The sequence below is a fragment of the Clostridia bacterium genome (assembly GCA_026414765.1).
Lineage (GTDB): Bacteria > Bacillota > Clostridia > Acetivibrionales > DSM-27016 > SKW86.
Genome location: JAOAIJ010000042.1, coordinates 124817 through 139020, shown reverse-complemented (window position 1 = coordinate 139020; position 14204 = coordinate 124817). Strand labels below are relative to the sequence as shown.

Annotated in this window: 9 protein-coding genes; 8 read left to right on the top strand and 1 reads right to left on the bottom strand. The window is 41.1% G+C overall.

Annotation, left to right across the window (positions count from 1 at the left end; translation table 11 throughout):
• Nucleotides 1–2 precede the first annotated feature (2 nt).
• From N3I35_15905 to N3I35_15895, 3 genes are all read left to right on the top strand, one after another.
• On the top strand, nt 3–6011 hold the full coding sequence (locus tag N3I35_15905) for an amino acid adenylation domain-containing protein (protein MCX8131564.1): 6009 nt from the start codon (nt 3–5) through the stop codon (nt 6009–6011).
• 57 nt (nt 6012–6068) lie between these two features.
• Entirely contained in the window at nt 6069–8402 is a 2334-nt protein-coding gene (gene fabD, locus N3I35_15900) for an ACP S-malonyltransferase (protein ID MCX8131563.1), read from the top strand.
• A gap of 292 nt (nt 8403–8694) precedes the next feature.
• Nucleotides 8695–9912 carry an MFS transporter gene (locus N3I35_15895; protein ID MCX8131562.1) on the top strand — a complete coding sequence of 406 codons (1218 nt, stop codon included), beginning with the start codon at nt 8695–8697 and terminating at the stop codon, nt 9910–9912.
• An 88-nt stretch (nt 9913–10000) separates the two neighbouring features.
• Here N3I35_15895 and N3I35_15890 read toward each other — a convergent pair whose 3' ends face one another.
• Entirely contained in the window at nt 10001–10543 is a 543-nt protein-coding gene (locus tag N3I35_15890; protein ID MCX8131561.1) for a DUF6512 family protein, read from the bottom strand.
• Between the two features lie 431 nt (nt 10544–10974).
• Here N3I35_15890 and N3I35_15885 point away from each other — a divergent pair, with 431 nt between their 5' ends.
• The 5 genes from N3I35_15885 to N3I35_15865 all read left to right on the top strand — a co-directional run bounded on the left by N3I35_15885 (nt 10975) and on the right by N3I35_15865 (nt 14187).
• On the top strand, nt 10975–11763 hold the full coding sequence (locus N3I35_15885; GenBank protein ID MCX8131560.1) for a radical SAM protein: 789 nt from the start codon (nt 10975–10977) through the stop codon (nt 11761–11763).
• 56 nt (nt 11764–11819) lie between these two features.
• Nucleotides 11820–12392, top strand: a complete 573-nt coding sequence (locus N3I35_15880) for an ANTAR domain-containing protein (GenBank protein ID MCX8131559.1) — start codon at nt 11820–11822, stop codon at nt 12390–12392.
• A gap of 204 nt (nt 12393–12596) precedes the next feature.
• Nucleotides 12597–13418, top strand: a complete 822-nt coding sequence (gene nifH / locus N3I35_15875; GenBank protein ID MCX8131558.1) for a nitrogenase iron protein — start codon at nt 12597–12599, stop codon at nt 13416–13418.
• A 43-nt stretch (nt 13419–13461) separates the two neighbouring features.
• Nucleotides 13462–13788, top strand: a complete 327-nt coding sequence (locus N3I35_15870) for a P-II family nitrogen regulator (GenBank protein ID MCX8131557.1) — start codon at nt 13462–13464, stop codon at nt 13786–13788.
• 15 nt (nt 13789–13803) lie between these two features.
• The gene (locus N3I35_15865) at nt 13804–14187 is read left to right on the top strand and encodes a P-II family nitrogen regulator (GenBank protein MCX8131556.1); all 384 of its coding nucleotides are present in this window, start codon (nt 13804–13806) and stop codon (nt 14185–14187) included.
• The last annotated feature ends 17 nt before the right edge of the window (nt 14188–14204 follow it).

Sequence of the window (14204 nt, the reverse complement as noted above, 5' to 3'; positions counted from 1 at the left end):
ATATGTCGGATAATAATATTTTTTCAGAACGTAAATCCATGCTTTCGCCGGAAAAACTAGCGATTCTGGAAAAGCTGAAACATTCAAAAGTTAAGGTCAATGCTGCAGCTATACCAAAACGTAAACAGGAGGAACGGATACCGCTTTCCTTTGCACAACAAAGACTATGGTTCCTGGATCAGCTGGTTCCAAACAGCCCTGCCTATAACGTGGTTATGGCGCTGCATTTATCGGGCAACATACGGGAGGAAATATTTGAACAGAGCATCAATGAAATAGTCCGTCGGCACGAGGTTCTGAGGACTACTTTCGAGAGTGATAACGGGCAGCCCTTCCAGGTAATTTCGCCGGAGTTGATATTGAAGCTTCCTGTTATTGATATGACTGTATATCCCGAATCTGAGCGGGAGGCTGAATTTGGACAACTGGCCAAAGAGGAAGCAAAATATATATTTAGTTTGTCTCAAGGCCCTCTTTTGCGTGTTACTTTGTTTAATATGGGGAATCAGAAATACATATTGCTAGTAAATGTACATCATATAGTAATTGATGGCTGGTCCATATTGAGTGTTTTCTTTAAAGAGTTAGTCACTCACTATATAGCCTTTTCCAAAGGGGAGCAGTCTCCTCTTCCCGAACTTCCCATTCAGTATGCTGATTTCTCAATATGGCAGCGGCAGTGGCTGCAAGGCGAAGTGCTTGAATCACAGCTGGATTACTGGCGGGAGAAGCTTGGAGGAGAAAAAAATGCATTTGAACTACCTTTGGATCATACACGACCGCCTGTACAGACTTTCAAGGGAGGCAATTTCAAGTTCAGACTGCCGACTTCTCTTACAAAATCGCTTAAATCACTAAGTGAGCAACAAAATGCTACTTTGTATATGGTTATGCTTGGTGCACTAAATATTCTGCTGCATCGGTACAGCGGACAAGAAGAGGTATTAGTGGGATCACCCATAGCAAACAGGAATAGGACAGAAATTGAGAATTTGATCGGCTTTTTCGCCAACACACTTGTGTATAAAACGAACCTGTCGGGTGATCCAAGCTTTCTGGAGCTATTGGGACGGGTACGTGAAGTTGCAAATGGGGCTTATATGCATCAGGATGTGCCATTTGAGTTATTGGTGGAAGACTTGCAGCCTGAGCGTAATATGAGTCAGAATCCACTTTTTCAGGTGTGTTTTGTCCTGCAGAACTTTCAAAAGTTCCAGATACCGACAAATGAATTTGATATTGCTTATGAAGGTGGTGAAGAAATCCGAAATGATACATCTAAGTTTGATTTATGGATACAGCTAGTAGAAAAAGACGATATGCTGGATGGTGAAGTGGAATATAATTCAGACATATTTAGTGAATCTACCATAATGCGGATGCTGGAAAGCTATGAAATACTACTTGCCGGTATTGTGTCAAACCCAGAACAAAGGATTTCCGGTCTTCCTATCTTATCTGAGAAAGAGAAAGAGAAGCTGTTATTTGATTGGAATGATACTGCTATAAATTACCCTCAACAGAATCTTTGCCTGCACGAACTGGTTGAATCACAGGCTGCTTTTACACCTGACTTTCCGGCAGTAATTTTTGAGAATACGAAATTGACTTATAAGGAGCTTGACCAGCGGGCCAATCAGCTTGCAAATTATCTCCGCAGGATGGGTGTAGGGCCGGAAGTTCTTGTCGGTATCTCTGTGGAACGGTCCATAGAGATGGTGATAGGGCTGCTGGGCATTCTTAAAGCAGGTGGTGCCTACGTTCCTTTAGACCCTGCATATCCGAGGGAGCGTTTAGCTTTTATGATGGCTGATGCACAAGTACCGCTGCTTTTGACCCAAAAGCATCTGTACGCTGATCTGCCTGAGCATGGAGCCAAAGTTGTATGTCTGGACTCTGACTGGGATATTATCAGTAAGGAGAGCAGAGTAGGTACAGCTAGCGGGGCTGTAAGTAATAATCTTGCATATGTGATTTACACTTCAGGTTCCACAGGCAAGCCCAAAGGTGCCATGAACACGCACAGGGGTATTGTAAACCGGCTTTTGTGGATGCAGCAGCAATATCAGCTTGATACGAGTGACCGGATTTTACAGAAGACTCCATTTAGTTTTGATGTATCGGTATGGGAGTTTTTCTGGCCGTTGGCTACAGGTGCCTGTATGGTTTTAGCCAAGCCGGAAGGCCATAAGGATCCGGCTTATCTAGCCAGGCTTATTAAAAGTGAAAATATTACTACTGTTCATTTTGTGCCTTCCATGCTGCAGGTATTTCTAGAAGAAAAGGAAATTGAAGGCTGTAATTCATTAAAGAGGGTTATCTGCAGTGGAGAGGCATTATCACTTTCCCTTCAGGAATACTTTTTTGAACGGCTTCACGCAGAACTGCACAATCTCTATGGCCCGACAGAAGCGGCGATTGATGTTACTTTCTGGGCCTGCAGCCAGAAAGACGGTCTGAGGACAGTTCCAATCGGCCGCCCGGTAGCGAACACACAGATATATCTGCTTGATAAGTATTTAAACCCTGTACCTGTCGGAGTGCCTGGTGAGTTGCATATCGGTGGTGTTCAGCTGGCTCGTGGCTATTACAGACGTCAGGAGCTGACAGATGAGAGATTCATTCCGAATCTTTTCAGTACTGAACAAGGGACGCGGCTCTATAGAACCGGAGATTTGGCACGTTATATGCCAGATGGCAATATTGAATTTCTCGGTAGAATTGATTTTCAAGTAAAGGTGCGCGGATTTAGGATAGAATTGCCTGAGATTGAAGCTGTTCTCGAACAGTACCCTACTGTCCAGAAAGCAGTAGTTCTGGCGAGGGATAACGAATATATACCGGGGCAAAAACAACTGGTAGCATATGTGAATCCTGCTTTGCACGTGCAGGAAGAGGTTGAAGGCTTAACTGGCGAGGAACTGCCTTATGTACAGGTTTCAGAATGGGAAAAGGTGTTTGACGAGGCATATGATACAAGCGAACATCAAAAGGATGAAGGCTTCAATATATCTAGCTGGAACAGCAGCTACACCGGACTTCCCTTGTCCATGGAGGAGATGCGTGAATGGGTAGATTCTACAGTTGAACGTATCCTCGCACTAAAGCCGCGGAATGTACTGGAAATCGGATGTGGTACAGGGCTTCTGCTGTCCCGGATTGCTCCAAGCTGTGAGCAATACTGGGGAACAGATATTTCTGCGGCAGCCGTCGATTATGTCACTGATCATTTGTTAGAACGGAGAGGGGATTTATCTCATGTAAAATTACTGAGGAAAAATGCTGATGATTTTTCCGGGCTTGAGGGCAAAAAATTTGATGTTGTTGTCATGAACTCGGTAGTTCAGTATTTCCCGGGAATTGAGTATCTGTCCGGGGTAATTAGAAATGCAGCAGAATTGATAGCCCATACCGGATATATATTTATTGGTGATATACGAAGTCTGCCCCTGCTGGAGGCATTCCATACTGACGTAGAGCTCGCGAAGGCTCAGGATTCGCTGACAATCAAACAACTGAGGCATCGTACCCAAAAGCGCATGCATCAGGAGAATGAGCTGGTTATTGATCCTGAATTCTTTTTGGCACTTCAAAGTGAAACACCTCAAATCAGTCACGTGGAATTCCAGATAAAACGCGGCTGTCACCTTAATGAGATGAGCATATACCGCTATGATGTCATACTTCATATCGGTAAAAAAGTGCAGCATGTCATGGATTTTCCATGGCTGGACTGGCAAAATGAAATGTTGGATTTGGATCGGCTTCGTCAAACCTTGGTAAGCAGCCGAACGGATATACTCGGTATTACTAATGTTCCAAATAAGAGGCTTGGATCTATCAACAGGTGCTTAAAACTGCTCTCTGACACCAGATGCCCTGAGAGCGTAGGTGAACTGAGACAGATTATAAACAGCTGTAAGGATGATACAGGGGTAGATCCGGAGGAATTATGGGATCTATGCTGTGAGCTGCAGTATAATGCCAGCATTGCCTGGGCAAACGGGTGTAATGACGGCAGGCTTCAGGTGATTTTAAGGCGCAAACAGATATCCGGAGATAATGAAGATGATATGACAATTGCAATACACCCTTTCAGCGCACCTGCCGGTAAACAGCTGGAATGCTATGCAAACAATCCCTTGCTGGATAGGATTACCCGGACATTGATACCGCAGCTGCGAAGTTATCTAAAGGAGAAACTTCCGGATTATATGATACCTTCTGCCTTTATGGTTCTCAAGGAAATGCCGGTGGATTCGAACGGGAAGCTGGACAGGAAGGCGTTTCCTGCACCGTTGTTGGAAATACCCGATATGGAAGAGGACTATGTTGAGCCCGTAACACAAACAGAAAAAATCCTTGCTGAAATTTGGGCAGATGTATTAGGCCTGGAACGTGTCGGTATAAAGAACAATTTTTTTGAATTAGGTGCAAACTCCATTCAAAGCATACAGGTAGTGGCCAGAGCTAAACAGAAGGGCATTGAGCTTACTCCGCAACAAATTTTCCAGCACCAGACCATAGCCGGTCTGGCAGAAATCATAAATATGTGTTTGATTGAAGATGATAAACAGATAAACCCAACAGACTCCAATTTAACTTTACATGGGAAAAGGCTGGAAATTCAACTGACTGAGCATGATCGGGCAAGAATCAACGGGATGCTTTCTGAAATACAAGGTATAGAGGATGTATATCCTCTAAGTGCAGTACAGGAGAATATGCTTTTCCGCAGACTCAATGCCAATGATACGGGCCTCTATATGGTTGATACGGTTTATGTTATAAAAGGAAAAGAGTTTAATGTCTCTGCTTTTGAAAAGGCATGGCAAAATATAGTAAAGAAGTATCCTGTCCTACGCACATCGTTTGTATGGGAAGGGTTGGATGAACCTATGCAGGTTGTGTTCAGGGATGTGAGCATAAGGATGGAGCAGGAAGACTGGACTCATATTCCCCTGGATATTCAGAAAACGCATTTGGAAGCATATATGAATGTCTTCCGCAAAGAGGATTTTAAAATAAATGGACCTGTACCTCAAACGCGCATATCTCTTATTAAAATAAATGAGGATGAATACTATTTTATTCATGCTATAAATCTGATGGTACAGGACGGGTGGAGCTATCCCGTTATAATGAGGAATCTGCTTGACTTTTACGAAGCTTATTGTGAAGGTAGAAAGATAGAAGTCGAACCGGTTTCTTCATACAGAAACTTCATAGCATGGCAGCGTCAGCAGGATTTGGTTAAGGCTGAAAGATTCTGGAGGGAAAACCTTGATGGCGTTACAGTACCGACTCCCCTGGTACAGGTCATAAACGGGCATAGTACTGATGAAGAAGCTGTAATGCATGCTGAGTGGAGTGTAATACCGCAGGAACTGATGGAAGGACTTACAGTTTTTACAAAGCAACAGCATATAACAATGTATACTTTGGTGCAAGCAGCATGGGCACTGCAGTTAGCCCGTAGGAGCGGCAAAAATGATGTGGTTTTCGGTTCTGTCTTTTCCGGACGTGGTACTGCGCTTGCAGGTATAGAAGATAGTGTGGGGCAGCATTTTAATATCCTTCCTGTACGGGTTCGGATCGATTTAGGAGCAGGCCTGTTGCCCTGGCTGAAAGAACTGCAAGGGAATGGAATGGAGGTAATAAGCTATGAATATACTCCGATACGGAAAATCTATGAGTGGTGCGGAATAGCAAGAGAAAACCTGCTGTTTGAAAGCTATACAGTAAGCGAACAGATTCCCCAGCTATCGGCTGCTTTTAAAAAGTTTTCACAAATCGGTGCAGGTTCCATCCGTGCTCTGGCTCAGACAGACCAACCTCTAAGGGTGGAAATACTTCCGCTGGATGTAGGAACATGCATAAATATGGTTTACTATAAACGCTGCTTCGATAGTAAGGAGATTTCTCAGATGTTGAAGAATATGCATATTTTACTAAAAGGCTTTGTTGATAATCCAGAGCAGAAATTAAGCGAATTTATGCGTTTGATATAGCAAAATAAGCGTTTATAAATATTGTCTAATCTTAATATAGAAAGGAAGGGGTATAGCATGATAGCATATGTTTTTCCGGGACAGGGTTCTCAGGTAAAAGGTATGGGAGGCGACCTGTTTGAAGAATTCGGTGAACTGACCGCGAAAGCGGATAAAATACTGGGGTATTCTATAAGAAAGTTATGCATGGAAGATCCTGAGGAGCAGTTAGGGCAGACAAATTTTACACAACCGGCACTGTATGTAGTAAATGCACTGACCTATCTAAAAAAAATAAAACAGTTGGGAAAGGAGCCGGATTATGTGGCGGGGCACAGCCTGGGTGAATATAATGCCCTTTTAGCTTCCGGAGTTTTTGACTTTGAGACGGGGATAAAGCTTGTAAAAAAAAGAGGGGAACTAATGAGTCAGGCAACCGAAGGGGGAATGGCTGCGGTTATTGGCTTGAGTGAAGAAAAGGTTAGGGAAGTCATCGATAAGAATAAATTAATTGATTTGGATATTGCAAACTTCAATGCTCCGACACAAATAGTAGTGTCAGGACCTAAAAAGTCAGTTGAACAGGCGCAATCCATATTTGAAGCTTCCGGTGCCATGAGATATATTGTGTTGAAAGTAAGCGGGGCATTTCATTCAAGATATATGGAGGATGCAAGGAAGAGTTTTGAAGAATTTATGGAGCAGTTTGAATTTTTAAAAATGAAAACTCCGGTAATTTCAAATGTATATGCAAGGCCTTACAGACAAAAAGATCTAAAAAGTACTCTAGCCATACAGATAACCAACTCAGTCAAATGGACAGAGAGTATAAGGTATCTCATGGGGAAGAATGTGGAAGAAATAGTTCAGGTTGGGCCAGGGAATATTCTTACCGGCCTTGTCAAAACGATACAAAGAGAAGCTCAGCCTCTTATTACTGATGATGAGATTGAAGAGGATATGGAGGAGGAAGTGATTGAAAAACCTGTTGGGTGCGTTTATGAGGAGGTATCAGCTGTAGGCAGGGAGGTTTCGGCAAGCAAAGAAAACAAAGCTGCTGGATCGTGCTGCCATATTACTCCGGAATCCCTTGGAAGCAGTGAATTTAAGAGTGATTATGGCATCAGATATGCATATCTGACAGGGGCGATGTATAAAGGAATTGCTTCAAAGGAAATGATAGTGAGTGTAGGAAAGGCTGGAATGATGGGTTTCTTCGGAACTGGCGGACTTGATAGTGCTGAAATAGAAGAAGCAATAAAATATATTCAGAGTGAACTAAAAAATGGCGAAGCTTATGGAATGAATCTTCTTCACAATCCTAACAGGCTGGACAGAGAAGAACGTCTGGTAGATATGTTTTTGAAGCATGGAGTACGGAGAGTTGAAGCCGCTGGGTTTATGAGCATAACACCCGCTCTGGTAAAATACAGGCTAAAAGGTTTGACAAAGGATAAGGCGGGTAGAGCGGAAGCTAAAAACAGAATAATTGCAAAGATATCCAGGCCAGAGGTTGCAGAAGCCTTTTTAAGTCCTGCTCCGGAGCGGATTGTGAATAAACTGCTTCTGGAAAACAAAATAACTAAAGATGAGGCCGACTTGGCAAGGTTAATTCCAATGGCCGATGATCTGTGTGCTGAAGCAGATTCGGGCGGACATACCGATCATGGGGTGGCTTATGCATTAGTGCCGGTTATCATAAAATTAAGAAACAATATGATGAGTAAATACTGCTACAACAAAAATATCAGGGTTGGAGCTGCAGGTGGTATTGGTACTCCTGAAGCTGCGGCGGCGGCATTTGTATTGGGGGCGGATTTTATTATGACAGGCTCGGTAAACCAGTGTACTTTTGAATCGGGCACCAGCAATGAAGTTAAGGATTTACTGCAGGAAGTAAACATACAGGATACTGATTATGCACCTGCAGGAGATATGTTTGAAATAGGTGCTAAAGTACAGGTGTTGAAAAGAGGGGTGTTTTTTCCGGCAAGAGCAAATAGATTATATGACCTGTACCGTCAATACAATTCTTTGGACGAAATTGACAGTAAAACAAAAAAAGAACTGGAAGAAAGGTATTTTAAAAGAAGTATTGATGAAGTGTATGAAAAGGTTAAGGCCCGCTATTCTGCTGAGGAAATCGAGAAGGCGGAAAGAAACCCCAAGCATAAGATGGCTATGATATTTAGATGGTATTTTGCCTATACAAATCTGCTTGCATTAAATGGTGACCAAAGCAGCAGAATTGATTATCAGATACACTGCGGGCCTTCTCTCGGTGCGTTTAATCAATGGGTAAAGGGTACAAACCTTGAAAGTTGGAAGAATAGGCATGTAGATGAAATAGGAAAGATGCTGATGACTGAGGCGGCAAAATATCTGAATGAACGTTTTAAAGCTTTAGCATGAATTACTATATTTCTGAATAAAGAATAAACAGTGCCCTGCAAAAGAAATTATTTCTGGAAGCAGGGCACAACATCAAATATGGAAATTCTATAAATTTGTACAGACAAACAGCTTGGAATAAGTTAGAATTATGTGTGTATAAAAGGATAAGATACTAATCTGTAATATTAAGCTGCGATAATACTCTAAAATAAATAGTACTGTGTTAGCAGGAAAACACTGTTATTGCGTTATCGTTAAGGCGAGCACAGCAAACTGTTATAGAAATATGGAATAGGAGTATATTATAAGTATGAATAAGAGTTGGAAACATAACATAATTCTTTTCTTAACCAGTCAGACCATATCTCTTTTTGGATCTATGCTGGTTCAGTACGCGATTACATGGTATATTACATTGAAAACACAGTCAGGTGTAATGATGACCATAGCAATTATTTGCGGTTTTCTGCCGACTTTCTTCCTTTCGCCCTTTGCAGGAGTATGGGCGGACCGCTACAATCGCAAGATGCTTATTATTTTGGCAGATTGTATGATTGCCATAGCAACGCTTGTTTTGGCCGTGCTGTTCTTGATGGGATACGGAGAGGTATGGCTGCTTTTTGTGATTTCTACTATAAGAGCTTTTGGTACAGGGATTCAAACACCTGCGGTCGGAGCTTTCATTCCCCAGCTCGTGCCGGAAGATAAACTTACACAGGTGAATGCGACAAGCAGCACTATCCAATCCATGGTTATGCTTCTGGCTCCGATGCTCAGCGGTGCACTGCTTACCCTTGCTACTATTGAAATCATATTCTTTATAGATGTTATCACAGCAGCTGTAGCAGTTGTAACGTTATTTTTATTCTTAAAGGTGCCGGCTCATGCAAAGGCCCTGGAAAAACAAACCCTAAGCTATTTTGCCGATATGCGGGAAGGGTTTGTCTACATAAAAAACCATGACTATGTCAAAAAATTCTTTATATTTTGCGCCTTTTTCTTTTTCCTTGCAGCGCCTGTTGCGTTTTTGACCCCGTTGCAGGTTACACGGAACTTTGGTGACGATGTCTGGCGCCTGACTGCTATTGAAATCGCTTTTTCAATAGGTATGATGGCGGGAGGTATCACAATGGCTTCCTGGGGTGGATTCAAGAACAAAATTCATACGATGACTCTTGCAAGTCTCTTTATAGGTGGATGTACTTTCGCGTTTGGTCTTATTCCGGTTTTTTGGTTGTATTTGATTTTCATGGGCTTGGTTGGAGTTACCATGCCGATGTTCAATACACCTGCAACGGTTTTATTACAGCAGAAGGTAGAAAAAGACTTTCTAGGCAGGGTATTTGGTGTTTTAGGTATGATATCAAGTTCTATGATGCCGCTGGGAATGCTTGTGTTTGGTCCTCTGTCCGATGTAATCGTGATTGAATGGCTGTTGATGGGAACAGGTATACTGATGTTTATCCAGGGATTTTTCCTCATAGGTAATAAGGCGTTGATTGAGGCGGGGAAGCCAATTTCTGAATAAGATGGATATGAACCTAGTTTCTGTGGTTTAAAATAAAAGGGTGTTTCAATATATACAGGTGATATGTTCCATTAGCATAACCGCCTTTTTACGAATCCATAAACAGAGGGAGCTGCGGGGGGGTAAAGGTAAAAATCGTGAAGGCGGCTGCAAGTAAAGCAAGTGTAGTAATAGAAATATACAAGCAATAATTGCCGAATTCTGCATTTTTATATAAGTGAAGTGAAAAGCTCTGGGCTGCAATTATGCCAAGGAATAATGAAAAGATATCAAGTATGAGTGATTCGATACCCAAAGCGCCCGTATATGAATAGAAGAAGGATACTATAACCATAGGACATACTAACTCTGCTGCAGTACAGGAAGAAAACCACTGGGCTGCTGATATTTTTCCTCTTTTATTTAGCAGGTAATATCCTGAAATCCACCAGATGAGCATAGGCCAAAATGTCAATTTCAAATGCTCCCATACACTTTCGTTTACTGGGGAAAAGATGCCTACTGCTGTCAGATTACCTGACCATTCGTATACAAAGTGCATAAGACAGCCTGCGATACTGAGGACAGGTATACCTAAGAGTATCCAGTTTTGTGCTGCTTTATCGGGGGATAAAGATCTGGAACTATTCACAACAGCCACACCCCTATAAAAGAATATTATAGTATATGTAGAAACAGCTTGACCTATGAATGGGGCAATAATAAGAAATAGCGTTAAGCAGGTATATTACCCGGGTGAAGCTGGATAAATGATTAATTTCTACAGAAATGCAGGAGTACTCTAATTTACTTTCAATGTTTACGGTGAGTTTACTGTATTATCTATTATGTAAAGGGAGGATTCTGTACCATAAAATTAATTATGAAATTTTGATACAATAAACTTGCAAATATATTTTATTTATGCTATTATTTTTACTATATTAATAATCTAGGTTACCTTGATGTAACCTATGACGATTAGCGTGGAAGCTTTCCTGAAACAGATAATGCTGTTATGGGAGAGCTTTTTTTGTAGTTTTATTCCGGTTATTGCTTTAATTTTGAAAGGGGAGTGGTTTTATGATTGGAAGCATAGCAAAGGAAAAAATATCCGCTAAAAGCAGGTTGATAACTGCATGGTTTGAAGAACTGGCACTTCCCGTTGCTCCTGCGTGCAATATGATGTGTAACTTCTGTTCTAGAGATAGTGATTGTATTTGTAATGCAAATAATCCGTCAGTGTTAAGCCGGGTAATGACTCCGCGGCAAGCGGTTAACTGGGCGGTTTCATGTGCAAATAAAAACAAGAGTATAAAGGTTATTAAGATTTCAGGCCCTGGTGAACCATTATTTAATAAACAAACCTTTGAAGTCTTAAAAAGGCTTAATGTACATTTGCCTAATCATATATTCAGCATAAGCACAAACGGACTGCTGCTGAAGGAAAGGATAGATGATTTACTGCGTTTAAATGTTGGAATGGTGGAAGTATCCCTAAACTCCATATATCCGGAATCGAGCTATAAACTATATTCAAGATTAATAAAGGATGAAAGGATTATAAACGATAAGGCTAAGATAGCAGACACTTTGAGGGAAAGTCAGATTGAGGGAATAAAGCTTTGTATAAAGAATGGGATAGAAGTTAAGATAAACACTATCTTTTTCCCGGATATTAACAGAGATGATATTTTCAATATCAGTGAATTGTGCAGAGAGCTTGGAGTAAAATCCATGAGACTCATACCTGCGCTGCCGAATGGAAAACTTAAAGCTGTTCATACGCCGAGTTTGACTGAAATGACTATGCTTTGCGAGCTTTTTTCAAAGAAAGTAAGTATAGTTGAAATAAAAACTTTTACGAATTAAAGTCTGTACAATGTTTACAAAATCTTATCAATGAGGGAGCTACTGGAGGGATAAAGGTGGATTATGCAAAATTCATTTTATTTGGGAATGATAAGAAGACTCTTTCAGTGATCAAAAATTCCCTTGTTTCAAATGGACATATATTTTTGGGATATTCCAATGATACTCATAATATTTTAAAGCATGTAAGGAGCTGTTATCCAGAATTTGTCGTTATTGAAATTACCAATAAGTTTACGGAAATCAGGAATACTCTTGAAGTACTGGATGAAGAACTGCTTACTGCATGTGTCCTTGTCTTTGAGACACGGAATGATGAGATTCTTAATTTTTTAAGGAACTCCAGAATAATAACATATTTGACCAAACCTGTATTTGATGAAGCAGTAATTCAGATTGCTGATTTGACACTTATGAATTACAAGAGGGTTATGGAATATGAGCAAAAGGTAAAAAAGCTTAATGATACGATTGTTAGCAGAAAAGTTGTTGAAAAGGCAAAATGGATTTTGGTTGAAAAAGAAGGGTATACCGAATCTGAAGCATATGAAGCTATTAAGAAAAAAAGCAGAGATAACAGGATTGCAATGAAGGAAATTGCAGAAGCAATTATACTTGCCAGAAATTAAAATGCAGGATTTTAGTAATAAAATTGCAAAATAGGGTTGACATTATTAGGAACATCAGTTATAATAAGGTTAATAAATTTAATATCCGATATAGAATCCACTGAAAGATTTTTATATCAAAAGGCCAAGGCGCCAGAATCAATTATTGATTTTGGTGCCTTTTTGTTTTTTAAACTATAAATTCAAAAGCAGGAGGTATTAACTATGAGACAGGTAGCTATTTATGGAAAAGGTGGCATTGGAAAGTCCACAACAACTCAAAACCTGACAGCAGGTTTAGGCGAAATGGGAAAAAACATTATGATAGTCGGGTGTGACCCAAAAGCTGATTCAACAAGGCTTGTTCTTGGAGGTCTGGCTCAAAAGAGTGTATTGGATACTCTCAGGGAAGAAGGTGAAGAAGTTGAACTTGAAAACATAATGAAAAATGGAGTTTTTGGAATCAGATGCGTTGAATCCGGTGGGCCAGAACCTGGAGTAGGTTGTGCAGGAAGAGGAATAATTACCTCGATCAACATGCTGGAGCAGCTGGGAGCCTACACCGATGATCTGGATTATGTATTCTATGATGTACTCGGAGACGTTGTCTGCGGCGGGTTTGCAATGCCTATCAGAGAAGGAAAGGCACAGGAGATTTATATTGTTGCAAGTGGCGAGATGATGGCGTTGTATGCTGCCAACAACATTTGCAAGGGTGTTCAAAAGTATGCGAATACCGGGGGCACCCGCCTTGGCGGTATAATTTGCAACAGCAGAAAGGTTGACGGAGAGAGGGAGTTGTTGGAGGCTTTCGCTAAAGAGCTTGGGAGTCAGCTTATATATTTTGTGCCTAGAGACAATATGGTTCAAAGAGCAGAGATTAACAAAAAAACTGTAATAGACTATGACCCTCAGGCTGCTCAGGCAGACGCATATAGAGGCCTCGCCAGGGCGATTGACAGCAATGACATGTTTGTAGTACCAAAGCCGATGCCGCAAGACAGATTGGAAGCGATTTTGATGGAGCACGGCATATTGGATATTTAGCAAGACAGGCTGAAGAATTAATAAATACAAGGAGGAGATTCCTATGTTGATGATAAGAGCAATTATCAGGCCCGAAAAAGTTGGAGCAGTATTGTCAGAATTATGTGATGCGGGTTTTCCAGCTGTGACGAAGATGGATGTTATGGGTCGTGGCAAACAAAGAGGAGTAAAAGTTGGAGATGTATTTTATGATGAGATTCCAAAAGAAATGCTGATGATGGTTGTAAAAGACGAAGATAAGGATGATGTAATAAAAATAATTATGAAAAATGCAAAAACAGGCGAAAAGGGTGCATTCGGTGATGGGAAAATATTTGTCAGTCCTGTGGAGGAAGCTTATACGATAAGCTCCGGTGTAAACCAACTTTAGAAAGGGGGAGCTGTTATGAAAGAAGTTATGGCTGTTATTAGAATGAATATGATTAACCAGACTAAGCAAGCCCTTCTGGCAGATGGGTTTCCGGCACTAAACTGTCGTAAGGTGATAGGGCGGGGCCGAAAGAAAGTAGATTTTTCTCTGATTCAGAACATGATAACGGGAATGCAAAGTGCGCCGCCGGTAGTTGCAGAGACTATCACTGAAGAGCACAGATTAATACCTAAAAGGCTTCTTTCGCTTGTAGTAAAGGATGATGAAGTAAAAAAAGCGGTTGATACCATAATCAGAGTGAACAGCAAAGGAAATCCTGGCGATGGGAAGATATTTGTAATGCCGGTTTCTGAAACAGTAAGAATCAGAACAGGTGAAATGGGAGAAGATGCAGTCTGAAAACGGAGGGAATCACA

Coding starts and splice junctions, on each gene's coding strand:
- N3I35_15905 (MCX8131564.1), top strand. CDS start 3: ATGTCGGATAATAATATTTTTTCAGAACGTAAATCCATGCTTTCGCCG.
- fabD (MCX8131563.1), top strand. CDS start 6,069: ATGATAGCATATGTTTTTCCGGGACAGGGTTCTCAGGTAAAAGGTATG.
- N3I35_15895 (MCX8131562.1), top strand. CDS start 8,695: ATGAATAAGAGTTGGAAACATAACATAATTCTTTTCTTAACCAGTCAG.
- N3I35_15885 (MCX8131560.1), top strand. CDS start 10,975: ATGATTGGAAGCATAGCAAAGGAAAAAATATCCGCTAAAAGCAGGTTG.
- nifH (MCX8131558.1), top strand. CDS start 12,597: ATGAGACAGGTAGCTATTTATGGAAAAGGTGGCATTGGAAAGTCCACA.
- N3I35_15870 (MCX8131557.1), top strand. CDS start 13,462: ATGTTGATGATAAGAGCAATTATCAGGCCCGAAAAAGTTGGAGCAGTA.
- N3I35_15865 (MCX8131556.1), top strand. CDS start 13,804: ATGAAAGAAGTTATGGCTGTTATTAGAATGAATATGATTAACCAGACT.